Genomic DNA, 23009 nt, shown 5'->3' on the forward strand with positions numbered 1-23009 from the left:
CCGATCCGGCCCACCGGCCCGCTGCTGCGGCGTCGTCGGACATATTTCTCCCGGGCATGTACCAACCGACCATTCGGACCTGGGGCAACAGTCCTGGGGCCTGCCCGATCCTGCCTACGGCGGAGGAGAGGAGACCAAGAGCACGGTCCTTCTACGACTCCTGGATGATGGGTATTTGGGTAGGTGGTGCCATGCTTATCGGACGTGAGCCTCTTGCGCAGCATCCCGCTGACCAGCCTCCGAACGATCGCAGTCGTGCTGGTCCTTGCCGTTCTGACCACCATCGTCGCCGCGGTCCTTCTGCCGCGAACTGTTCCGGCCACCACGCGCGCCAGCAGCGCGGACAGTCCCACCCGACTCGCCCGCCCCACGCTGCGCACGGCGCTGCGGGCCGTGGGCCGCTACACGGCGCGCACCGTCATGGTGAGTGTGCCGGTGGTGCTCGTCATCGTGCTTGGGGGCCTGCTCATCAACCGGCCCATGCACTACGTGCGCAACGTCGGCGACGTCGTCAAAGCCCTGACCCCTCGCACCCAGGTCACCTCGCGCATCGCGCCCCTGCCGCAGGCATCCGCCTACGATGCCGTCCCGGCCGCGACCTGGAAGGCTTCCTTCCACGACGTCGGCGACGGCTCGAAGGAGGCCACCTGGACCGGCCCGGTCAGCGGCATCAAGCTGCCGGTGCGCGTCGTCCTGCCGGCGGGCTACCGGCCCGACGACGGCCGCACCTACAACGTCCTCGAGGGGCTCCACGGCTGGGTCGGCTCCCCGCAGTCCATGGTGACGGGCATCGCCTCACCTCAGCGGCTCCAGGAGGCGATCGACGCCGGCCGCATCCCGCCGTCGATCCTGGTGTTCCCCTCGCTCAACGTGGACGGCGGCCAGCCCGACTGCGTCAACATCGCCGGTCGCCCGGCCGTGGGGACCTGGACCGCGGAGGAGATTCCCCGCATGATCCAGGCGACCTTCCCCAACGTCACCACACAGCGGGCCGGCTGGATGATTATGGGGATCTCTGCGGGAGCCTACTGCGCGGCCCGCACCGCCTACGACGTCCCGCAGCGCTTCGGCGCGGTGGGGGTCATGTCCTCCTACGACCTGCCCGGTGAGGGCTCGCTGGCGCACAGCGGCAAGACGCTCCAGGCGCAGAACGGGCTGTCCACCATGCTGGGGAAGCGCAAGCCCGACGGCATGCGCTTCTACGTCCTGGGGGCGCAGGACGACTCCTCCGGTGCGGCCCGGGCCGCCTGGCTCATGGATGACGCGGTGCGCAAGCCGGACTCGTTGACGGTGGACACCCCGGCCTCGGGCGGGCACTCCTGGACCCTGTGGAACAACTACTTCCCGTCGCTGCTGACATGGTGGGGCTCGGACCCGGCCGTGTTCAAGGCGGCCGGCGTGACGGCGCCCCAGGGCGATACCTGGGCCAAGGCCACCGCCGCCGGCGTGAAGCCCCTGTCGGAGACGCCCAAGGACCAGCGCGTGGTGGGGTCGGTCTCGCCGGTGCGCGCCATGCCTTTCGAGATCAACGGTCTGGGCACGATCATCGTGGCCGTGGTCGCCTCGCTGGGGGCGCTGGGGGTGGTCATGTTCTGGTCGCCTCGCTGGGGCCGACGGCGCGAGGGCGGCAAGCGGTCGGTGGCGCGGCTGGGCGGCGCTATCCTGGGGCGCGTCGTGGTGATCCTGGTGGCTGCGGGTCTGGTCGCGGTGACGGCCGGGATCGGGGCCAACGCCAGCGGGGGCTTCTACACCTCGTGGCGTGACCTGCGGGCCTCGGTCCGGGTGAACGAGAGAGCCGGTAAGTAAGCGGGGTGCCGACGGCGTGCCCCGGCCTCGGGGGCGCCGTCGGGGCGCACAGTGTCACAGGGGCCGTCTAAACTCTGCTGCGTGGCACTTACCATCGGAATCGTCGGACTGCCCAACGTCGGCAAGTCCACCCTGTTCAATGCTCTGACCCGCGCGACCGTCCTGGCCGCCAACTACCCGTTCGCGACCATTGAGCCGAACGTGGGGGTTGTGCCCCTGCCGGATGCGCGCCTGGACAAGCTCGCCGAGCTGTTCCACTCCGCGAGGGTGGTGCCGGCGACGGTCTCCTTCGTGGACATCGCCGGGATCGTGCGCGGCGCCAGCGAGGGGGAAGGGCTGGGCAACCAGTTCCTGGCCAACATCCGCGAGGCGGACGCCATCTGCATGGTGACGCGCGCCTTCGAGGACCCGGACGTGGTCCACGTGGATGGGAAGGTGGAGCCTGCCGGGGACATCGAGACGATCAGCACCGAGCTGGTGCTGGCGGACATGCAGACCCTGGAGAAGGCGATCCCGCGCCTGGAGAAGGAGGTGCGGGGCAAGAAGACGGAGCCGGTGGTGCTGGAGACGGCGCAGGCGGCCCTCAAGGTCCTGGAGGAGGGGACGCTGTTGTCCGCCGGGGCGGAGGCGGCCGGGATTGATGCGGAGGTGCTCAAGACCTTCCAGCTCATGACCACCAAGCCGTTCATCTACGTGTTCAACATGGACGACGCCGGAATGAGCGACGAGGCCCGCCAGGCCGAGCTGCGCGAGCTGGTGGCGCCGGCGGAGGCGATCTTCCTGGACGCCCAGTTCGAGGCCGAGCTCGTGGAGCTGGAGCCCGAGGAGGCGGCGGAGATGCTGCACGACAATGGGCAGGAGGAGTCCGGCCTGGACAAGCTGGCCCGGGTCGGGTTCGACACCCTGGGGCTGCAGACGTACCTGACGGTGGGGGAGAAGGAGTCCCGCGCGTGGACGATCCGCAAGGGCGCGACGGCGCCCCAGGCAGCCGGTGTCATCCACACGGACTTCGAGCGAGGCTTTATCAAGGCCGAGATCGTGAGTTACGATGACCTGGTCCAGTACGGCAGCGTTGCCGAAGCCCGCGCTCACGGCCGAGTGCGCATGGAAGGAAAGGACTACGTTATGGCTGACGGTGATGTCGTGGAGTTTAGGTTTAATGTGTAATGAGTAGGTCGTCTTCGACCTTGATTGTGAAGTTCAAATGTTTTGGATTTCTGTGCATCCAAAAGTTAAGTCGACAGTACTTTTAGTGAGATTTAGAATGGAAGGTGTGACTTGAGTGAACTTACTCCCATCGAAATTCAAGTGATCGATAAAGATCTCTGGTATTATTCGATGCAGAAGGTTGACAATTTTGGACTCTCATCGGAAATCAAAGGGGGAGGCTTTTCCATTGCGGGTTCCGGGGGATCCAGGGAATCCGGCAAAAAAAGCGAAAGGGAGCGTCTCACTGATGTTGGAAATTTCCTATTAAAGAATAACTCACTATACACTCAGGAACTGCCTGCTGTCGGCAAGTATCTGCTTATTCGCACTAGCGCAACGTTTGGAAACATGTGGCGTTTCGGCATCGTTGACGAAGATCCGATTCGGAATGTCGTTTGGTGGGTTGGAGATGAGACCGAGAGTATTCGGATATTCGCTTATGGTGATAGAAGAAACTTTCGCAAACAAGGCGGCATCCCAGAAAAGAGGGCATATAAAAGCACGTGGTGGCCGTCAGATTACGGTGCGTACTCCAGTATACTTTCCAGCATTGCTGCTTCGGTAGGGGCGGAGGAGACTGTGATTTTGAATAATTCGAAAGTTAGCGGATTGCTCAGATACTGTTTTAACGACGGAGTTCTTAGAGGGCAGGGACTCCGAAGTACTTGGGATATTTTAATGCATGTTCACTATGTTGAAGTTCAGAATAATGAAGCGCCTTTAGTCTGCGGAAGTCCAGTTTGGGTTTCACTAGACTAGCGTAGATTGATTGATGTCACCCGCGTAGGTATTTTCGAAAGTTGCCGCTAACGAACGCATGAGGCACACAGTGAATCACCGCCGTTGAATGGTGTTCATATAAATGTAGCTAGATACTAGAATCACGATAGAGGAGCATGAGAATAACGCGCTTTAAAATAATGGCTTGCGAGAGAAGTAAAGTGATTTCGAAGCAAATCGGTAAATTTTCCGAAAGATTAAGCGGTAGACTACCCGCCCTCTTTAATTCAATAGCGCCAAAAGGATGGAGTGAAGGGGTCGATGTAAGTAGATTTCGCAAGTTCTTTAGTAATCCGCTCCTATTAATCTATCTAACGGCATTCTTATCAGTTAGCATCTTAGTGCTGCTAGTACTTCCATATGCGCTATTGGTGGATCCCTTGACGGCGGAAATAGTAACGGCCGTCCTTGGGTTTATTTCGGTCGTCTCTTTGTCTTCAATTGTAGCTCCTTTAGGGGTGCTGCTTGTATGTTTTCTTGCGCTTCGAATAACAAGAGTAATTACATGGAGAATTGACATTAAATCCATCTTAGTGCATCTGAGCAACTATGTAGGAGTCGGTGGGGTGATTGGTTCTTTGTCTGCCTCGATGGCTCCGTTGGTGTTTAGCCTTGCTCGTCCAACAAACGAGTTCTCGTCATCGATAATGTTTGATGGAAGTGTCCTGTTAAAGCTTCCCGCCTCTTTTGGTGTTGCAGGATTATTGCTGGGATTGTGCACAGCTTCGTGTCATGCTGTAAAAGGAATAGAAAATGTCTTCTATAAGAGTGTCATGCCAGTTCTGCTGTTCGACATACTGGCCGCAATTTTTGCTCTTGAACTGCATGTAGATCCATTTAGTTTATGTGCCAAACTGAGTGAAAGGTACTTGCTCGATAATTCTCTTCTTGTGTCGCAAATGGATTCTATATCGGATGCTAGCGCGCCTGGTTTTGTCCGAGACCACCTCCCCCTCGTTGCTGCACGAGCATTCACTACGTTGGATTTGAACACTACATCTGTTCGTATATGGTATGTTGGTGCGGTAATAGCTGTGTCCACGATTGGGATGTCATGGAATATTCGAAAATCAGCTCATGTGAAAAGAGATGCTGGACATACTGTGAAGTCTGTATTCACGGAAAATGAAGCCGGTCGAAAATGCTACGGTGACGAATTTAGCTGCGTCGGAAACGAATATGGATCTCTAGGCGGTTTGGGTTGATTGTCTAGAAAGCTGATCGGCCTGATTGGGCGTCTTAACTGATATACAGTTCTGCTGCATAGTTTGTGTGCAAATCGGTTCGTGTCCAGAAGTTCGACATGGACGATGACGATATTATAGTCGTTTGTAACGCGGGGAAAATTGTCTTCTTAAGGTATGCATCTGAGTCTTTATGTAGTTGTATTGGGGTAAGCTCTGAGGTTTTATGGTGAGCGAAATTACGATTTTGTTTGGCTGTGGGCCTGATTGCTGATAAGGATCGTATTAACCTACCTCGGGGGTTTGATGTTTTTGTAACTTCGGCTGAGTGATGAAGTCCTAGTTGAAGATATCTTCCATTTGCATGGAAGGGTTGTGGAAGTGTATGTGAGGCAATGAGAGGGTTGTACTCCTCAAGGTTGTGCACTGTTCGTATCGGGGGGTGTATATATTGGTCTTGTTGATGGGAGTCGGGGTTAAGTCGGCCTCTGCTGTCCAGGCGTGAATGCGAATTCCGGTGAGTTGAATCGTTGGGAGATTGCGTCGGTCCCCTTCTGAAGTTAGGTGTAGATCTTGATCTCAGTTTTGGGTTCAGTTGGGTTCTCGATATCATGCAGATTCCGCTCGATTCTCCGTCCTGCTTATCTGAACGCATTTACCATTCAGAACTCGGCAGGTAGTCGCGTGCGTTGTTCTTCCGGTGATTAGACAGAGGGTAAGTCGAGAACTTCACGATCGTCGTATTCGTCCCGGCCGCTATTTTCTCGCCTTGTGGTGAAGTGGAGTTGGGGTTTCGGATCTCAGGGAGTTGTCGTCCGGTCCGTAGACCTAGCGTAAGGATCAGTGGGCCCGCCTGCCCCCGAATAGTCGTGTACACCGCAGATTTGCCTGTGGGGATGGGGTTGAGGTTGAGTTGAGTCCAAGGTAATGCTATAAACTCACTCAAGTATTTTATCAATTGCGGTATATATATTACAGCAATCAAAAGATGTATATTTGTGTCTTTGGGGTGCCGAGATGTCGTTTGGTAATGTCCGTGTTCAAAGCGAGCTGGGTTTCCAGTGATCATTATTCTCAGTGAGGCGACAACATGGGTATGGAGATGGCTTCGGTGGCTACGTGGACCTTCTTGGCTGAGGTTCCGATTCCTCAGGACGTCCTCGGCGTTCTTGTTCAAGGGGAGCAGCCGTACGCTGCGTTCAAGACGATGCGCGACTCAGCTGTGTTCACCTCGAAGCGGTTGATTGTCCGTGATGCTCAAGGCCTGACCGGTCGGAAGGTGGAGATCTACTCGCTGCCCTACAGTGCTATCAACATGTGGTCGACCGAGAACGCGGGAACATTCGACGTGAACTCTGAAGTCGAACTGTGGACGCGGGCGGGTCACATCAAGATCAAGCTTGGGGCTCAGATCGATGTCCGCAAGATCGATAGGCTTATCTCGGCCTGCGTTCTCATGTCTCACTGAGCATCGGCGACTGTGGCGCCAGCACTATGGGAAGCCCTCACCTCGTCTTTGCGGCGGCAGGCCGCCAGTGCGTGCGGGAGTCGAGCACGCTGAACTGCATGAAGAACGTCGGGCGGAGAGTTAGGCTGCGTCAGCCGACCTTGCAGACGGTATCGGCGGATCGGCGTGCCGATCGCCGGCAGTTCTGCATTCACCGCGTAGTCGTAGTTGATCGCGCGGTTGCGGGTAGCCGCGACCCGCTGCGGTTGCCTCTTGCTCAGGATGAGGTCACGACCGGCTGGCCATCGGCGGGCTGGATCTCTGTGGAGGTCGGGCCGCGGAAGGCTTGCTGAAAGGACTCGCCCGAGTTGCGGCCAATGAGGGGACACCTCGAAGCCGCTCTTGAGCCGAGGCTGCAGGTTCGTCGGCTGGCAGATCGCCGCCTTGTGGGGCAGCGAAGGTCGACCGCTGGTAGTAGCTCAGAAGCGTCCGCGGGCTGGCAGAGCGCGGGGTCGTTGTCTGGCTCGGTGGTGGCGACTGGCTGTTGAGTATTGCGGTAGAGAGGAAGACTCTGCGACCGAGTTTCGTATACGATATTGCCATGGGTGAGCACCTTCTCCACGGACGTCGCGTGAGTGACGAGCAGATCCAGGCCTGGGCGGACGAGGCTGAAGCCGGCTACGACCTTCAGCAGCTGCCCCGTCCTACTCCCGGGCGCCCGCCAATCGGGCGGGGGTCTGGCGCGGTTGTGACTGTCCGACTCGACGAGGAGCTTCTTGCTGCGTTGCTGAAGCGTGCCGCTGATGAGGGGATTGCGAACCGTTCGGAGGCCGTGCGGGCCGCTGTCAAACAATGGGCTCATGCCGCAGCCTGATATCCATCGGTCTGCCCGCAAGCACTATGTGAAGGACCATCTCGGCGATGAGGATCTGTGGCACGCTTACGGTCATGTGTTGAACTCGCGCCCTCTGGACGATGAGGATGATCCGCGTCGATGGCTTGTTCTTGGCGTCGATGAGTCCGGAAGAGTGCTGGAGCTCGTGGTCCTTGTTTTCGACGACGGCTATGAACTGCTGATTCATGCTATGAAGGCTCGAAAGCAGTTCATGCGTGAGATTCGGCCAGGTGGAGCCGACTCCTCTGTGGTCTGACCGATTCGGGTCGGCTTCTCGTTGCTGATCGCACGGCTACCGGAGCCGTCTGCTCCGTCGTCGTCGCCTCGTTCAGGACCAGGTCATTGCCGGCTAGCCTTCGCTGGGCTGGGCCGCCATGCCCTGCCCCTGAACTGCGAGGTTGAACAACCCGCCAGCGAGCGGCCCAGGCGTCCGGGGAACGATCTTCAGTTGCCGCAACCGTTGTCCACCCCAAGTTCGCTGAACCATATGACGAGCAACATCGCCACAACTCTCAGTTCGGGCTACTATGGTCGCCATAGTGAACGGAGAGACATGTCGGGCTACAGGATCAACCGTCAGGTGACGGAGTTCGGAGAGCACGTGCGGGGGTGGCGCATGGTGCTCGGCCTGACAGCGCAGCAGGTCTCCGAGCGAGCGGGTATCACTCGTGACACTCTGCGCAAGATCGAGTCGGGCAACCCCAACGTCAGCTTCAACAGCGTCACCCAGGTGCTGCGCGCCCTGGGCATCCTCGACCAGCTTGTCGACGCGGCCGATCCCCTGGCCAGCGACATTGGCCGCCTCCGCGCCGGCCGCCTCACTAGAAAGCGCGCCCGATGACCACTATCGAGGTCGTCTCCGATGCCCATGGCTCCCACCGTCTGGTCGGCCAAGCGCACTTCACCCGATCGCGCGGCCAGGTCTCCACCACCTTTCTCTACGACCCCACCTACCTCGCCGGATGTGAACAGAGGTCACACACGCGAATCGAGTATCCCCAGGGGCACCGAAGGAAGCGTCTGTAGGCTGCGCGCGGTTTGGACTCCGGCCCAGGCCCAGCCGGGCGCAGTCCTGACCCGGACCTGACACAGGCCTGGCCCCGAGCTCGGCTGACTGCGCCCCTCTTTCGGGCCGACCGCAGCCCGCCCGCCACACTCATCCCAGGAAGGGAACCCGGCAGCCTCATGACAATCGAGATGATCGTCGCCCTCATCGGCGCCTCTGTTGTCGCCTACGCGATCGCCAACAGGTTCCGCCTCATCGCACCAGTACTTCTCATCGCCGCCGGCGTGGGCGTCGCCCTGCTCCCGGTGGGGGAGGAGATGTCCCTGCCCAGCACCGTGGTGCTCACGATCTTCCTGCCGATCCTCCTGTACTGGGAGTCACTGTCTGTCTCCCTCAACCGCATGCGGCGAAGCTTGCGCGGCATCATCCTCAGCGCCACGGTCCTTGTCGCCATCACGGCTGCCCTCATCACCCTCATCGGCGTCCTCACGGGGCTGAGCGTGGGAGCCGCTCTCCTCATCGGAGCCTGCCTCGGCCCCACCGACGCCACCGCCGTCTCCAGCCTGGGACGAGGCATCAACCCCAACGGCCGCACCGTCCTCCAAGCCGAGTCACTCCTCAACGACGGCACCGCCCTGGTCATCTTCGCCATCGCCCTCCAAGCTGCGCAGGACTCCTCCGGCGTCACCTTCGGTCTCGTCACACAGCAGCTCCTCCTGTCCTTCGGGGGAGGCATCGGTGCAGGAGTCCTCGTCGGTGCGGCAGTCACGAAGATCGGTATCCGGGTCCGCACCATCACCGACGACCCCATGCTGGCGACGATCACCGCCCTGGCCACGCCGTTCCTCACCTTCTTCGTCGCCGAGGAGATCGGCGGCTCGGGTGTGCTGGCCGTCGTCACCTGCGGCATCGTCATCTCCCGCTTCGCTGCCCCGCACATGTCCCTGGGTTCCCGAGTCCTCGGCATCCCCTTCTGGACGATCCTCACCCACATCCTCAACACCATCCTCTTCGTCATGGTGGGGGTGGCACTCCCCGGCATCGTTGCCGAGCTCCCTCGCGCCGACCTCGTGCGCGGCCTCATCCTCATCCCCATCATCTACATCGCCATGGTCGCGGGAAGGTTCGCAGGCCAGCACCTCATCATCTACTCCATCCGCGCCCTCGACCGCCGCCCCGAGCAGCGCCTGCGCCGCACCAACATCCGCGGCCGCATCGTCTCCACGGTCGCCGGCTTCCGCGGCGCGATCTCACTGGCGATGGCACTGTCCATCCCGACCTCCTTCGACGGCGCTGCCTACGCCGAGCGCAACCTCATCATCCTCGTCGTGGCCGGCGCGACCCTCCTGTCCCTCCTCATCCAGGGCCTCGCCCTGCCCTACGTGGTCCGCTGGGCCAACGCCAGGCCCTCGGCCGGCACACAGACCGCCGAGTCAGCCGAGTCGCAGGAGACCGAGGCCCTCGCTGACATCCTCGCCGACACCATCAACCAGCTCGATGCCATCGCCGAACGCGCGGGCGTCGACGACGACACAGCCATCGAGGCGGTGCGCGCCGACTACGTACGTCGTCACGACTCCGTGAGCAACGCCAGCGCGGAGGAGGAGGCACGCATCTACGGTGACCAGGAGAGCGCCCTGCGGCTCGCTGTCATCGAGCACCTGCGCGAGCGTGTACACAGCCTGCGCTTCGCCGGTCGCATCGACGACTCCACCGCCTCGCGAGTCAACCGGCGCTTCGACGCCGAGACCCTCCACATCAACGGCCCCCTCGACGTCGAGTGAGCGGGCAAGGGTGAAGAACGACAAGGAGGGGGTGGGGTGCCGGCGCACCCCACCCCCTTCATTGACCGGCTAGTCCATGGAGCGGACCTGCAGGTAGTCGATGTCGAACTGCGCTTCCTTGAAGTTCCTGGTGTCCAGCTGCCCCCAGTAGTGGCTCCCCGTCTGCGTGATGAGAAGGAGGTGGTAGGGGGTGTTGGCGCCGAAGCAGCGATCGAAGGCCTGCTGGTCGTTGGACCGCAGTACCTCGTGGAATCGCTGGTTGTCGAAGAAGAACGTGATGCGTTCCGGAGTCTTCTCCATCCGGTAGGTGTGCCAGGCGCTCAAGTTCGGCTTGTTGCTGATGCCCTTGCCGCTCTTGTTCTTCCCGGACTGGTCGAAGTGGACCGTCGACTCGGCGACTCCTTTGGCTCGGCCGCCCCCGTAGGTCTCGACGATGTCGATCTCTCCGCCGTTCGCGGCCCCGTCCGGCCTCAGCCAGATTCCGGCCCACAGGCCGAGGTGGCTCTGAGGGAAGCGCGCCCGTACCTCGACGGAGCCATACACGAAGGAGAAGAGCCCTTCGGAGGTCAGCGATGCCTCGTTGACGTGACGAACGGTTCTGCCCGTGTCGTGCTTGTTCTGCCAGCCGGTCTTGGGAGTTGAGCGCTTGCGCCAGAACAGGTGGCCCGCTCCACCACTCACGCTGTGGGTGTCATGCGTGATGACGCCCCAGTCGTAGTCCACGTAGGTGTCGCCCTTAGGTTCCTTCTCCCGCCACCGTGCGGCGCTGAAGTCTGAGCCTTCCGTGAACTGCTCATCGAAGACAAGGGTGCTGAAGGAACGCGATGGAGTGCTTGCGAACGCCGTGGTGGGTGCGAGTAGGCCTGCGGCTGTGGCTCCGGCGCCCAGTCCGAGGGTGGTGATCAGTGAACGTCGTGTCAAAGGGCTCATTGTTCTCCTTCTACAAGTTACACGAATGGTATTCCCGGTGACTGTCTGGTTTATTCTCGGCGTCACCTCCTGCTCTGCCAGCGAGTATGTGCCATGTGAGCGCTCGCCCGGCGTGGTCGTGTCATCACGCAGAAGTTGACCTGCGATTGTTGTTATCCTACAAGACGATTAATAGCCCGTCTCGTGAACGGGATATGGGTTGTGAGGAATCTGAGGACGGACTCTCGGTGTGAAGGCGCGCAGTGAGGGGGTGGGACGCGCCGACGTCCCACCCCCTCAGTCAGTGCTCAGAGCCGAATGGCCGGCTCGTTGTGTGTTCAGTTCTTCGGGCGGCGCCCGCAGTAGCAGGTACCCGCTCGCCGAGTATGAGCCTCGGTCACGTATGCCGTTTGCGGTGTCTGCGCCCCCGACTGCAGCGGCACGATGCTGTCCAGCTGCTCGCGCAGGGCCCGGTGCTCAAGCCTGAGCTCGTAGTGGCTCTGCAGGTTCATCCAGAACTCGGCAGATGTGCCGAAGTGCTTGGCCAGTCGTACAGCGGTGTCCGCGGTGATGCCGCGCTTGCGGTGCACGATCTCGTTGATGCGGCTCGGGGGTGCGCCGATGGTCGTGGAGAGCTTGTTCTGGGGGAGCCCGAACCCCTCGATGAAGTCCTCCATAATGACCTCGCCCAGGTGAATCGGGTCGATCTGGTCGGTGTCGGTGGCAGTCGACGAGCTCTACATCATTCGCACCTCCTCAGTGATAGCTCCTCGCAGGAAGTGTCCCGGTGACTGCTCCTGAGGCCGTTGAGGTGCAGTAGGTGGCTGCTCGGACCGTGTGAGGGAGTAAGAGAGCCTACAGCGTATCGTCTCAGGTGGTACCGTATTCTGGTACGACTGAGGGGGGAGGTGCTCTGATGTCTATCAGTGCAAGCGAGGCGCGCAAGACGTTGTACCCGCTCATCGAGCGAGTCAACGCCGATCATGACGCCGTTGAGATTGTTTCACGTAAGGGCAGTGCTGTTCTTATGCCCGCCGACGAGTACGCTGCTTGGCAGGAGACCGCCTACCTGTTCCGATCACCTGAGAACGCGCGACGCCTTCTTGATGCGTATGACCGGGCTCGTGCGGGCCACACGGAGATGCATGACCTCGACCAGGAGGACTGATGCGTCTCGTATGGGACCCGTATGCTTGGGAGGACTATACGCACTGGCAGAAGGCGGACCGCCGGATCCTCAAACGGGTCAACACGCTCATCGATGCGGCCCTTCGCGATCCCTTCGGAGGTATCGGTAAACCTGGGCGGCTCAAGTACGGCGCCTCGGGTGCGTGGTCGCGAAGGATCACTGACGAGCATCGCCTCGTGTACCTCGTTGCTGGTGATGACCTGGTGATTCTCCAAGTTCGCTACCACTACTGATAGTGAAGGCGGTCGTGTCGTCTCGAACAACGGCCGAGCGGTTCTCATGTCGGCCGAGGAGTACGCGAGCCGGCAGGAGACCGCCCTCCTCTTCTGCTCGCCCAAGACGCCCGGCGTCTGCTCGACGCATACGAACAGGCTCTCACGGACTCTCGCGCCCGAACTTGACCGCATTGCAGGGGCGCTGGAGGGCGTCGGTGTCCAAATCGGATACAAAGGAGCCCCGATGTCGCCGGCCCGGGAAACAGAACGTTGGAATCATGCGGTTTCTTCGCGCCGGTTCCGTCCCGTTCTGGGCCTTTGTATCCGATTTGGACATCGTTGGGCGTTCTGCACCTGAGGAAGGCCAGGCCGCGCTGCAGATGCGGTCAGCTCCGCCGCCCAGGACAGCACTGAGGGGTGGGGCGCGCCGGCGTCCCACCCCTCAGTCAGCGCTCAGAGCCGGATGACCGGCTCATCGAGTGTTCAGTTCTTCGAGCGACGAGCCCGCAGCAGCAGGTACCCGCCGACAACCGCGACACCCGCAAGGCCCAGGACCAGCAGCGCGTTGGTCCCCGTGCGAGACAGCCTGCTGCCGGCCTTCGCCGCCTGCGTCGGCACGGCGCTCGGCGTGCTGGCACCACCGGTCGGCTGGGCCATGGCGCCGTCAGACGGCCGATCGATCTCATCGGGCTCCATGCCCGGCTTCGACGGTGCCGCCGCGCTCCGGCTCGGTGCCGGGTTCGCGCTCGACGACGGCTTCCCAGGCTGTGTCGCCGCCGCGGTCGCCTTCGGGTTCGCCACCGACGGCGCCTGACTCGTCGCACCCGGCTTGGGGGCCGAGCTCGGCTGCGCCCCCGGCTTCTCCGACGGCGCGGCGCTGGGCTGCGCACCCGGAGCCTGCGTGGGCTCAGCAGAAGGCGCCACCGTCGGGGCCTGCGTCGGCTCAGCAGCCGGAGCAGACGAGGCCTCCGGTGCGGGCGCAGCGGTCGACCCGTCGGTCTGCTCAGGTGCGGAACTCGGTGCCGGGGCCGGCGTGGGCTCCGTACTCGGAGCGGTTGTGGGCTCCGGAGCCGGGGTGCTGCTTGGCTCGGGCGCAGCGCTCGGCTCAGGCGCGGAGGACGGTGCCGGGGCCTGCGTGGGCTCGATGCTCGGCGCGGCCGACGGGGCGGGCTTCTCCGACGGTGCCGCCGACGGTGCCGCCGTCGGCGACGGCGCCGGGCTCGGCTCTGCCGGCTTCTGGCCGCACTGCTCGCCGAGCCAGTTCATCGTGAAGTTGCGGTACCAGATACCGCCGTAGTTGGCGCCGTCATGGGCATCCTCGCTGAGCAGCCCGATGCTGCCGTCGGACTGCACTGCGATTGTCGTGTAGCCGACGAAGGGCTCGTGGAAGACCTTGCTGGTCGTCCAGGAGGCGCCGTCGTCGCAGGACATCGAGATGGTGCCGCGGTCACGCGACCACGGCCGCGGGTTCGGCGAGTGGCTCAGCAGCAGCACCTTGGCGCGCGGGTCGTCCGGGGCAGCGTTCGGGAAGGCCCGGATGATCTGGGCGTTGTCCACCGAGTCAGGCAGGTTCTTGTCGGAGACGGGCTCGCTCCAGGTCTGCCCGCCGTCGGTGGAGTGGGCCACCTTGCGGAAGCCGGAGCTGTCCGAGGCGCGTGAGTTGAGCATGAGGGAGCCGTCGGAGAGCTCAACGACCTTGTTCTCATCCATGCCGGTCCCGATCGGCGTGCCGGCCTGCCACGTCTGCCCGTGGTCGTCGGAGTAGACCGAGACAGCCTGCACCGCGCCGCCGGCGGTCCTGATCGTGTACTGCTGCACCAGGCGCCCGGCGTGGGGGCCGTGCTGAATCTGGATGCCCTGGCCCGAGGCCGCGAAGCGCGCGGTCCACGGGTTGTCCTTCGTGATGTCCGCGGTGATCGTGCGGTGCGTCCAGGTCCAGCCGTTGTCCGTGGAGGTCGACACCTCCGCCTGGATGATGCCCCGGTTGTCCGGGTCGGTGCCGGCCTGCGAGTTGCCCCAGCCCTGGTCGTAGGACTTGACGTGGAAGTTGAAGATCGTGCCCGTCTGGTGGTCGACGACGTAGCTCGGGTCGGAGTAGCCGACCTTCTTGCCGGTCTCCGTGCCCTGGTGGATGTAGGTGGGTGCCGACCAGGTCTTGCCGCCGTCGGTGGAGCGGCGCTGGACGATGTGGTTCGGGTTGGGGGCGTCGCTGCCGCCGTTGCCGTTGTCCTTCGGGCGCTCGTCGTAGGAGATGAGCAGGTCCCCGTTGGGGGCGGTGGTGATCGCCGGGATGCGGTAGTTGTCGGTGGCAGTGTTGGGGGCCAGGTGCTGGGCCTGGCTCATCGAGGCCGGCAGCTCGGTGCTCGCGTCGGGCGCCGGGGCGGGCGTGGCCTGCGGGTGGTCGCCGACGACGTTGATCGGGTTGCCGGTGGCGGTGAGCGTCTGGAGGGCGGCGCCGTCGGTTCCGGTGGCCGTCAGGGTGATCGACGGCGTCCAGCGGCCGGCGTCGACGTCGGCCTGCGTGATCGTGTGGGTGAGCGGCTTGCAGTTGTAGACGGCGCCCTTGCCCGGCTTGAGGCCGCCCCAGTGGCACTGGCGGCCCAGGTCGTCGAAGGAGGACTCGGTGGCGGCGACGTTGATCGTCTTGTCCGACACCGAGCGCACGCGCACCGTGTAGGTGACGGTGTCGCCCAGCTTGTAGTTCTCCTGGCTCGACGACGGCGTGATCGACTCGACCCGCAGCGAGGTGGCCTTGACCGGGCTCGTCGCGCCCTTGATCGTCTCCGGGGTGCTCAGAGCCTTCCCGGCGTACTCCACGGCCTTGACCTCGTAGGCGATCTGCGGGGTGAAGCCGCCGGCCTTGAGGTCCTCGGCGGTCACCGTGTGCGTGGCCAGGCCGGTGCAGTCGGTCTTGGTCGTCCCGGCGGGGACGTTGCGCCACCGGCACTTGGAGACGTTCCCAGACAGGTTCGTCGAGGCCGGGGCGTAGGAGTGGGCCTCACCGCTGGTGTTGGTGAGGGTGATGTTGAAGGTCATGACGTCGCCGACGGAGTAGAGGCCGTCCGCGGGCGCGTTCACCTGCGTGATGGTGACGTCGGCCAGACCGTCAGACGTGGGGACGGCGTGCGCCGGGGGCGCGGCGGCGATCAGGCCGGTAGCGGCCAGTGGCAGGGAGCCCAGGAGGGCCGGCAGGCGCCTCCGGGAAAAAGGACTGTGCGATGTCATAGGTGTTCCGTTCTAGGGTGCCGAGGCGGCCTTGCCTTCAACAGGAGACGTAGACGGTAGATGTCAGACGTCTCACGATAAGGTAACGGAATATCTCGATTCTGCAAAGCCGGGCGAGTCGCCGACGGCCGACCGCTCGGCCTCTGACGGCGCGGCGCGTGCCACACACTTCGACAAACCGACAAAAACTTCAGAATCGACCCGGAGCCGCGTCGTTTCTGAAGTTTTTGTCGGTGTCTATGCGTCGGCCAGGAAGTCGCGCAGGATCGTGTCCATCTGCTCGGCCTCGATGAGGAAGCCGTCGTGCCCGTGCAGGGAGCTGATGGTCTCGCGCCTCGCGCTGGGGATGCCTCCGGCCAGCTCCTCGGCCTGGGCGGGCAGGAAGAGCCGGTCGGAGTCCACATCCACCACGAGCGTGCGCGCCAGCACCCTCGCCAGCGCCGCCTCGATGCCGCCGCGCCCCGTGCCGACGTCGTGCACCATCATCGAGTGGGTGACGATGAGGTAGGTGTTGGCGTCGAAGCGCGCCAGCAGCTTGCCGGCGTGGTAGTCCAGGTAGGACTCCACCTGGTAGCGCCCGCCTACCGCCGGGTCCTCCTCGCCCTGGTGGCGCCGCCCGAAGCGCTCGTCCAGCTCGGCGGCACTGCGGTAGGTCGTGTGGGCCAGCGCCCGCGCCAGGCCCAGCCCCCGCACCGGCCCGACCGAGTGGGAGTAGTAGTCGCCGTCGAAGAAGAAGGGGTCGGCCACGATCGCCAGCTCCTGCAGGTGGCACCAGGCCAGCTGGTCGGCGGTCGTTGAGGCGCCGGTGGCCACCAGCGCCAGGTTGCGCACCCGCTGCGGGTGGGTGACCCCCCACTCGATGGCCCGGTGCCCGCCCAGCGAGGCCCCGATGACCAGGTGGAAGACCTCGATCCCCAGGGTGTCGGCCAGGCGCGCCTCAGCCTCGACGGCGTCGCGCGTGGTCAGCCACGGGAAGCGCGACCCCCAGGGGCGCCCGTCCGGCGCCGTCGACGACGGCCCCGTCGAGCCCTGGCAGCCGCCCAGGATGTTGGCGGCCACGACGAAGTAGCGCTCGGTGTCGATGGCCCGCCCGGGCCCCACCAGGTCCGACCACCAGCCCGGCGTCGGGTGCCCGGGCCCTGCCTCACCGGTGACGTGGGAGTCGCCGGTCAGGGCATGCAGTACGAGGACTGCGTTGTCGCGCTGCGGACTGAGCTCCCCCCAGGTCTCGAAGGCCAGGACCGTGTTGGGCAGGACCTCCCCGGACTCCAGGGGCAGGTCCCCGATCTCCAGGAACCGGCGATGCCCCGGCTCGTCGCCGGGCCGCCAGGCGCCCGTGGGGGAGCCGGCCATGCGGTCCACCAGCTTGGAGGAGGCCGTCCCGACGCCGTAGGCGGCCGGCTCAGTCTCGGCGCTGCCGCTGGAGACGGGGTAGGAGGAGGACGTGGTCGCACTCATGACAGACCGCCTCAGGCCCCGGCCGCCGCGCTCGGCTCGCCTGCCCCGACGGCCCGGGCCGCCGCCAGGCCGCGCTCGAGGTCGGCCAGGATGTCGTCGATGTGCTCGATCCCCACGCTCAGGCGCACGGTCCCGGCGGTGATCCCGGCCGCGGCCAGGCCGGCGTCGTCGAGCTGGGAGTGTGTCGTGGTGGCCGGGTGGATCGCCAGGGAGCGCACGTCCCCGATGTTGGCCAGGTTGGAGAACAGGCTCAGGGCGTCGATGAAGGCCGCCCCCGCCTCGCGCCCGCCGGCCAGGTCGAAGGTGAGGATCGAGCCCGCCCCGCGCGGACAGTACTTGCGGTGCCGCTCGTAGTAGGGGCTGGAGGCCAGCCCCGAGTAGCGCACCGAGGCGACGTCGTCGCGCCCCTCCAGCCAGGTGGCCACCGCCAGGGCGTTGTCCACGTGCCGCTCCATGCGCAGCGAGAGCGTCTCGATGCCCTGGGCGATGAGGAAGGCCGAGTGCGGTGCTAGCGCGAAGCCGAGGTCGCGCTGGCCCTCGGCGCGCGCCTTGAGGATGAAGGCCAGGTTCGCGCCCAGCGGGCTGCCCACGCCCAGGTCCCTGGCGTAGACCAGGCCGTGGTAGGACTCGTCGGGCGTGTTGAAGCCCGGGAAGCGCTCGGGCTGGGCGGCGAAGTCGAAGCTGCCGGAGTCCACGATCACGCCCGCCACGGAGGAGCCGTGCCCGCCCAGGAACTTCGTTGCCGAGGCCACCACGATGTCGGCGCCCCACTCGAAGGGGCGGGTCAGGAAGGGTGAGGCCACCGTGTTGTCCACGACCAGTGGGATGCCCAGTTCGTGCGCGGCCGCCGCGATCGCCTCGATGTCCAGGATGTCGCCGCGCGGGTTGGGGATCGACTCCCCGAAGAAGGCGACGGTGCGCTCATCGGCCAGCGCTGCCCAGGCCGCCGGGTCGCCCGTGTTGTCCACGAAGCGCGTCTCGATGCCCAGGCGCGGCAGGGTGTGGGTGAGCAGGTTCGTGGTGCCGCCGTACAGGGAGGGTGAGGCCACGATGTTGTCCCCGGCCCCGCCCAGCGTCAGGAGGGCCAGGGTCGTGGCCGCCTGACCCGACGACGTCAGCAGCGCCCCGACGCCGCCCTCCAGCGCTGCGATCCGCTGCTCGACGATGTCATTGGTGGGGTTGTTCAGGCGCGTGTAGATCGGGCCGAGGTCACTCAGGGCAAAGCGGGCGGCCGCCTGCTCGGCCGACTCGAAGACGTATGAGGAGGTCTGGTAGATCGGGATGGCCCGGGCGTGGGCGGGCTCGGCCAGGGGGTCGTGCCCGGCCTGGACCTGCTTGGTCTCGAAGCGCCAGCCCGCCGGGCTGGTGGGGGAGGGGATCGGCTCCGCGCTCTGGGGGGCGGCCTCGGGGGCGGGGTGCTGGTCGGTCATGAGGGCTCCTTGGTGATTCCCAGTGACCGGCGGCGATGTCAGCGTCACGAGTGGTGCCTGCCTCGCGCCGGCGGTTGCGGCGCGCTGGTGGCGGCTGCCCGGGGTCCGCTGGGGCCGGCGTCGGAGCCGGCCCGGCAGCAGGAGGGGGCGAGGCGTCGTGGTGCTGAGTCGTCCGCCGTCACCGTGCTGCAACTTCTGTGATGGTGCGGGTGAGGGCGGGGACGCGCACGTGGGCCGACGGCGGCGTGCGCGTCAGCTGCGCATTCGCCCCGTGGTGGGGTTGTCCGGCCGAAGGGCCTCAGGACGACGGAACATGCTCCGACTTTAGCGGTTTCCTCCGCAGGTGGTCCAAACGGGCGTCCGCCATGCGGCTGCGGTGAGGGCTCGGCGCGGGTGTGGCGTCGGTGTGGCGCCTTTGCGACGCCCCCGTGCCGCGGGGAGGTGACGGCGCGGTCGACCGCCTTTCCTAAGCGACGATCCGGCCGATTAAACCCGCACTGACCTGCACAAACGGTCATTTGTGCCGGATGCCATATCGGTCACAGACATATGACGTCGGCCGCAAGTCCCGTCAATGCAGGCACAACCTGCTAACTACAGGGACGTAAGTTACGATTGCGAATAGTGTGAATTCTGTTTTCAGATGGGACCAAAGCGACTAGTGTGGCTTTGTCGCATCCGGGCTGACGCTGCCTGCCGTCTTCGTCCCCTGATCCGCTCCGCGCCCCCTGATTCCGTGGAACGGATCCCGACGGCGGACCGGCGTCGGTCCCCGGGTGAGGCGTCATCCTCACGTTCAGCCCCATCACGACGGAGAACCCCTGTGAGCCCGATCCCCTCAAGACGGCACGGACACGGTGTCGTCGCCACCGCAGTGGTGGCCCTGGCATGCACCCTGGCGCCGTCGGTGCTGGCCGACCCCGTGGACCAGAGCGACATCGATCGCTCCAAGGCCTCCGAGCGCTCGACCTCCACCTCCATCGCCTCCCTGGAGGCCCGGCTCGCCCAGGAGAGCAGCAACCTGGAGGAGGCCCAGATCAAGGCTCAGTCCGCCAATGAGGACTACCTGGCCGCCGTCGACGAGCTCAACAAGGCCACCAAGGACGCCCAGACCGCCCAGGCCAATGCCGACTCCGCCGCCTCCAGCACTACGTCGGCCCGCTCCGACCTCGGCTCGATCGTCGTGCAGACCTATCAGGAGAGCGGCAACCCGCTCGACCCGCTCACCCCGTACCTGACCAGCGAGTCGCTGGCGGACCTGGCCGACGCCGACGTCGCCCTGACCCGGGCCGGGGAGAAGAACAACGCCAAGGTCCAGAACGTCGAGGCCCTCGAGGCGGTGGCCACGAGCATGCAGACCATCGCCGACCAGAAGGTCAAGGCCAAGGAGACCGCCAAGACCTCCGCCGAGACCGCCAAGACCGACGCCGAGACCGCCGCCAACGAGGCCCAGAGCGCCGTCACCACCACCCGCACCAACCGCCAGAACCTCATCACCCAGCTGGCCGCGCAGCGCAACACCACCGTCGATCTGGAGACGAAGTACCAGAACCAGGTCGAGGCCGAGCGCAAGGCCCGCGAGGAGGCCGCCGCCCAGGCCGCAGCCAAGGCAGCCTCGGAGAAGGCCGCCGCCGACCTCGCCCAGAAGCAGGCCGAGCAGGCCGCCGCCCAGCCTCAGGAGTCGGCCCCCGCTCCACAGGAGCAGGCGAGCCGGCTCAGCCCGGGCCAGCAGTCCTCGGCCCAGGAACCCGCCACCACCTCCCAGCCGGAGCCCGAGGCGGCCGAAGAGGACACCGCACCTGCACCCGCTCCGGCACCCGCTCCGGCCCCGGAGCCTGCGCCCGCGCCGTCGCGCTCCGGCAGCGCCGCCTCCACCGCCATCAACGCGGCCATGGGCTACCTCGGCACCCCCTACGTGTGGGCCGGGGAGTCCGCCGCGGGCCTGGACTGCTCCGGGCTGACGATGGTCTCCTACGCGGCCGCCGGCGTGGAGCTCACGCACTCCTCACGCGTGCAGTACGGGGAGGGCTCCCTGGTCCCGCTCGACGCCGCCCAGCCCGGGGACCTCGTCTTCTGGTCCTCCGACGGCAGCCAGTCCGGCATCTACCACGTGGCCATCTACCTGGGCGACGACACGATGATCGAGGCGCCGACCTTCGGCATGACCGTGCGCGTCACCTCCATGCGCTACTCCGGCATCATGCCCTACGCGGTGCGCCTCTAAAACGGGGGCGGGGCGGAGCGCGTATGACGCCCCGCCCCGCCCCGTGCGGTTGGTGCGCGTCAGTGGCCCTCGCGGGCGACCCGGTCGGCCTCGCGCTGGAAGGACTGACGGATCTCCTCCTCGGCCTCCTCGCGGCCCACCCAGTGGGCGCCCTCGACGGACTTGCCGGGCTCGAGGTCCTTGTAGACCTCGAAGAAGTGCTGAATTTCCAGGCGGTGGAACTCCGAGACATCCTCGATGTCGGTACGCCAGGAGGCGCGCTGGTCGGCGCTGGGCACGCACAGGACCTTGTCGTCGCCGCCCTTCTCGTCGCGCATGCGGAACATGCCCAGCGCGCGGCAGCGGATGACGCAGCCGGGGAAGGTCGGCTCCTCCAGCAGGACCAGCGCGTCCAGGGGGTCGCCGTCCTCGCCGAGGGTCCCGTCGATGTAGCCGTAGTCGTCGGGGTAGCGCGTCGAGGTGAAGAGCATGCGGTCCAGGCGGATTCGGCCGGTCTCGTGGTCGATCTCGTACTTGTTGCGGTTGCCCTTGGGGATCTCAATCGTGACGTCGAACTCCACGGGGAGCCTCCTTCGCTCGTGTCTTCAGCTCGTTGGGCGCTGGAGCGGCACCTGGTGGTCGGCGTCGATCCGGCGGGGCGGGTATTGATGGCACTAGTGTGGCGCACGACAGCGCCTGAGGCCGGTAAACGCGTACTCTGCACGTCGGTGCACGGGTGGCAGTAACCTCCTGGGCGCCCCACCCACTTGATATACAGGCCATCCCAGCCTGTCCACAACCCAGTCCGGAGGACGTATGCGCAAGGTCCAGACCGCTGCCCTGACGGCGGCGAGCCTGCTGGTTTTCTGCGGCTACTACAGCCTGGGCGATGCTCTCGACCTGTTGCCCGGCCCGGTGACGGTCGCCTACGCCGACGTCGCCCCCCGGCCCTTCCCGACGCCGGCCGCCCCCAGCGCCAAGACCACCGCCCCCTCCGGCCTGGACCAGGGGGCTCCCACGCCCTCCAAGGCTGCCCTGAACGGCTACATCCAGGGCGTGGTCTCCGACGCCGCCCTGACCGGGGGGAACGTGACGGCCTCCGTCGTCGATATCGCCACCGGCGAGGAGCTGCTGGACCGCTCGGCCGCCTCCGGGGTGACGCCGGCCTCCACCAACAAGGTGCTCACCGCCTGGGCCGCCCTGTCCTCTATGGGGCCGGGCCACACTCTCCAGACCAAGGCCGTCCTGGAGGGGCAGACCCTGACCCTCGTGGGCGGCGGTGACGTGCTGCTGGCCGAGAATGAGGGCGACCCGAACGCCACGGCCGGCCACGCGGGCCTGGGCGACCTCGCCCGAGCCACCGCCGAGAAGCTCAAGTCGCAGGGGGTGACGTCGGTCTCCCTGCGCCTGGACGACACCCTGTTCACCGGCCCCCAGTGGAACGAGAAGTGGGAGGCCGGAAACGAGCAATACGTGGCCAAGATCCAGCCGATCATGGTGAATGTCTCGGCCACCCAGAACCAGGGCTACCCGGAGGACCCGGCCATGGAGGCCGCCCAGGCCTTCGCCAAGCACCTGAGCGAGGCCGGCATCACGGTCGACGGCGAGCCGACGCGCGCCGCAGCCTCCGGCAGCGCCCGGGAGGTGGCCTCGGTCTCCTCCGCCCCGCTGTCCGACATCCTCTCTGTGTCGCTCAAGACCTCTGACAACACGATGACCGAGGTCGAGGGGCGGCTCGTGGCCGCGCACGCCAAGGAGACCACCGACTTCGCCGGGGCCTCCAAGGCCGTGCTCGCCCAGCTGAGCAAGGACGGCTTCGACACCTCCGGGGTGACGCTCCTGGACTCCTCCGGGCTGGCCAAGGGCAACAAGGTCCCCGCCAGGCTCCTGACCCAGATCATGACCAAGGCCGCCGGAGGCGAGGGCGGCTCGGCCGGGCGCACCCTCATCGCCGACCTGCCCGTCGGCGCCCTGGACGGCACCCTGGGCAAACGCCTGCACGACACCGCCGCGGCCGGGACGGTGCGCGCCAAGACCGGCTCGCTGGAGCAGACCGCCTCCCTGGCCGGGGTCGTCACGACCGCCGACGGGCGCCAGCTGGCCTTCGCGATCCTGGCCAATAATATCCCCGCCGGCACCAGCGAGACGGTCGCAGCCGCGATGGACAACCACTTTGTGGCGCCCCTGGCCTCCTGCGGCTGCTCGTGAGGGGTGCGGCGGCGTGTTCAGCGCAGCGGCGACAGGCAGGGGCTCGGGCAGCCCGGTGAAC

The 23009-nt window shown here is 65.1% G+C and carries 18 protein-coding genes and 1 pseudogene; 13 read left to right on the forward strand and 6 right to left on the reverse strand.

What is annotated here, in order from left to right; translation table 11 throughout:
* Positions 1–255: 255 nt before the first annotated feature.
* From HW274_RS02095 to HW274_RS02135, 9 genes are all read left to right on the forward strand, one after another.
* Positions 256–1806: an esterase family protein gene (locus HW274_RS02095; RefSeq protein WP_070512802.1), complete on the forward strand. Its 1551-nt coding sequence runs from the start codon at positions 256–258 to the stop codon at positions 1804–1806.
* Between the two features lie 81 nt (positions 1807–1887).
* A complete protein-coding gene (gene ychF, locus HW274_RS02100) occupies positions 1888–2973 on the forward strand; it encodes a redox-regulated ATPase YchF (RefSeq protein WP_185989091.1) in 1086 nt (361 codons plus the stop codon).
* A 111-nt stretch (positions 2974–3084) separates the two neighbouring features.
* Entirely contained in the window at positions 3085–3774 is a 690-nt protein-coding gene (locus tag HW274_RS02105) for a hypothetical protein (RefSeq protein ID WP_185989092.1), read from the forward strand.
* Positions 3775–3956: 182 nt separating this feature from the next.
* Complete coding sequence (locus tag HW274_RS02110) at positions 3957–5000, forward strand: hypothetical protein (protein ID WP_185989093.1); 1044 nt, start codon at positions 3957–3959, stop codon at positions 4998–5000.
* A gap of 1075 nt (positions 5001–6075) precedes the next feature.
* Positions 6076–6447, forward strand: coding sequence for a PH domain-containing protein (locus HW274_RS02115; RefSeq protein WP_185989547.1), 372 nt, complete (start codon positions 6076–6078; stop codon positions 6445–6447).
* A gap of 580 nt (positions 6448–7027) precedes the next feature.
* Positions 7028–7300 carry a ribbon-helix-helix protein, CopG family gene (locus HW274_RS02120; RefSeq protein ID WP_185989094.1) on the forward strand — a complete coding sequence of 91 codons (273 nt, stop codon included), beginning with the start codon at positions 7028–7030 and terminating at the stop codon, positions 7298–7300.
* The gene (locus tag HW274_RS02125) at positions 7287–7577 is read left to right on the forward strand and encodes a toxin (protein WP_185989095.1); all 291 of its coding nucleotides are present in this window, start codon (positions 7287–7289) and stop codon (positions 7575–7577) included. Before HW274_RS02120 ends, HW274_RS02125 begins: the two co-directional genes overlap by 14 nt.
* A 297-nt stretch (positions 7578–7874) precedes the next feature.
* Positions 7875–8162, forward strand: a complete 288-nt coding sequence (locus tag HW274_RS02130; RefSeq protein ID WP_009395767.1) for a helix-turn-helix domain-containing protein — start codon at positions 7875–7877, stop codon at positions 8160–8162.
* Between the two features lie 344 nt (positions 8163–8506).
* Complete coding sequence (locus tag HW274_RS02135) at positions 8507–10111, forward strand: Na+/H+ antiporter (protein ID WP_185989096.1); 1605 nt, start codon at positions 8507–8509, stop codon at positions 10109–10111.
* A gap of 69 nt (positions 10112–10180) precedes the next feature.
* Here the strand turns inward: HW274_RS02135 and HW274_RS02140 are convergent, their stop codons facing one another.
* Positions 10181–11041 carry a family 16 glycosylhydrolase gene (locus HW274_RS02140; protein WP_185989097.1) on the reverse strand — a complete coding sequence of 287 codons (861 nt, stop codon included), beginning with the start codon at positions 11039–11041 and terminating at the stop codon, positions 10181–10183.
* Between the two features lie 401 nt (positions 11042–11442).
* A pseudogene (locus HW274_RS12735) lies at positions 11443–11727 on the reverse strand (HigA family addiction module antitoxin); the annotation flags it as partial.
* 209 nt (positions 11728–11936) lie between these two features.
* Here HW274_RS12735 and HW274_RS02150 point away from each other — a divergent pair.
* Positions 11937–12188, forward strand: a complete 252-nt coding sequence (locus HW274_RS02150; RefSeq protein ID WP_075253512.1) for a type II toxin-antitoxin system Phd/YefM family antitoxin — start codon at positions 11937–11939, stop codon at positions 12186–12188.
* A complete protein-coding gene (locus tag HW274_RS02155) occupies positions 12188–12442 on the forward strand; it encodes a Txe/YoeB family addiction module toxin (protein WP_075253511.1) in 255 nt (84 codons plus the stop codon). The genes HW274_RS02150 and HW274_RS02155 overlap by 1 nt, the downstream gene beginning before the upstream one ends.
* 465 nt (positions 12443–12907) lie before the next feature.
* Here HW274_RS02155 and HW274_RS02160 read toward each other — a convergent pair whose 3' ends face one another.
* From HW274_RS02160 to HW274_RS02170, 3 genes are all read right to left on the reverse strand, one after another.
* Positions 12908–15649: a sialidase family protein gene (locus HW274_RS02160; protein WP_075253510.1), complete on the reverse strand. Its 2742-nt coding sequence runs from the start codon at positions 15647–15649 to the stop codon at positions 12908–12910.
* Between the two features lie 237 nt (positions 15650–15886).
* Complete coding sequence (locus tag HW274_RS02165; protein WP_075253509.1) at positions 15887–17107, reverse strand: homoserine O-acetyltransferase; 1221 nt, start codon at positions 17105–17107, stop codon at positions 15887–15889.
* An 11-nt stretch (positions 17108–17118) separates the two neighbouring features.
* Positions 17119–18537 (reverse strand): O-acetylhomoserine aminocarboxypropyltransferase/cysteine synthase family protein, encoded by a 1419-nt coding sequence (locus tag HW274_RS02170; RefSeq protein ID WP_075253508.1) that lies wholly within the window; start codon positions 18535–18537, stop codon positions 17119–17121.
* Positions 18538–19360: 823 nt separating this feature from the next.
* Here HW274_RS02170 and HW274_RS02175 point away from each other — a divergent pair.
* Complete coding sequence (locus tag HW274_RS02175; protein WP_260679149.1) at positions 19361–20761, forward strand: NlpC/P60 family protein; 1401 nt, start codon at positions 19361–19363, stop codon at positions 20759–20761.
* Between the two features lie 59 nt (positions 20762–20820).
* Here the strand turns inward: HW274_RS02175 and HW274_RS02180 are convergent, their stop codons facing one another.
* Positions 20821–21321: an inorganic diphosphatase gene (locus HW274_RS02180; protein ID WP_010614423.1), complete on the reverse strand. Its 501-nt coding sequence runs from the start codon at positions 21319–21321 to the stop codon at positions 20821–20823.
* A gap of 235 nt (positions 21322–21556) precedes the next feature.
* On the opposite strand from HW274_RS02180, the gene dacB reads away from it, so the two are divergent.
* A complete protein-coding gene (dacB, locus tag HW274_RS02185; RefSeq protein ID WP_075253507.1) occupies positions 21557–22948 on the forward strand; it encodes a D-alanyl-D-alanine carboxypeptidase/D-alanyl-D-alanine-endopeptidase in 1392 nt (463 codons plus the stop codon).
* Positions 22949–23009: the final 61 nt, after the last annotated feature.

The sequence above is a fragment of the Actinomyces sp. oral taxon 169 genome, assembly GCF_013394715.1.
GTDB lineage: Bacteria > Actinomycetota > Actinomycetes > Actinomycetales > Actinomycetaceae > Actinomyces.

What these genes read in the sequence shown, in the direction of transcription:
- HW274_RS02130 (WP_009395767.1), top strand. Translation starts at nt 7,875, where the DNA reads ATGTCGGGCTACAGGATCAACCGTCAGGTGACGGAGTTCGGAGAGCAC.
- HW274_RS02160 (WP_075253510.1), bottom strand. Translation starts at nt 15,649, where the DNA reads ATGACATCGCACAGTCCTTTTTCCCGGAGGCGCCTGCCGGCCCTCCTG.
- HW274_RS02115 (WP_185989547.1), top strand. Translation starts at nt 6,076, where the DNA reads ATGGAGATGGCTTCGGTGGCTACGTGGACCTTCTTGGCTGAGGTTCCG.
- HW274_RS02155 (WP_075253511.1), top strand. Translation starts at nt 12,188, where the DNA reads ATGCGTCTCGTATGGGACCCGTATGCTTGGGAGGACTATACGCACTGG.
- HW274_RS02125 (WP_185989095.1), top strand. Translation starts at nt 7,287, where the DNA reads ATGCCGCAGCCTGATATCCATCGGTCTGCCCGCAAGCACTATGTGAAG.
- HW274_RS02150 (WP_075253512.1), top strand. Translation starts at nt 11,937, where the DNA reads ATGTCTATCAGTGCAAGCGAGGCGCGCAAGACGTTGTACCCGCTCATC.
- HW274_RS02120 (WP_185989094.1), top strand. Translation starts at nt 7,028, where the DNA reads ATGGGTGAGCACCTTCTCCACGGACGTCGCGTGAGTGACGAGCAGATC.
- HW274_RS02165 (WP_075253509.1), bottom strand. Translation starts at nt 17,107, where the DNA reads ATGAGTGCGACCACGTCCTCCTCCTACCCCGTCTCCAGCGGCAGCGCC.
- HW274_RS02135 (WP_185989096.1), top strand. Translation starts at nt 8,507, where the DNA reads ATGACAATCGAGATGATCGTCGCCCTCATCGGCGCCTCTGTTGTCGCC.
- dacB (WP_075253507.1), top strand. Translation starts at nt 21,557, where the DNA reads ATGCGCAAGGTCCAGACCGCTGCCCTGACGGCGGCGAGCCTGCTGGTT.
- HW274_RS02170 (WP_075253508.1), bottom strand. Translation starts at nt 18,537, where the DNA reads ATGACCGACCAGCACCCCGCCCCCGAGGCCGCCCCCCAGAGCGCGGAG.
- HW274_RS02140 (WP_185989097.1), bottom strand. Translation starts at nt 11,041, where the DNA reads ATGAGCCCTTTGACACGACGTTCACTGATCACCACCCTCGGACTGGGC.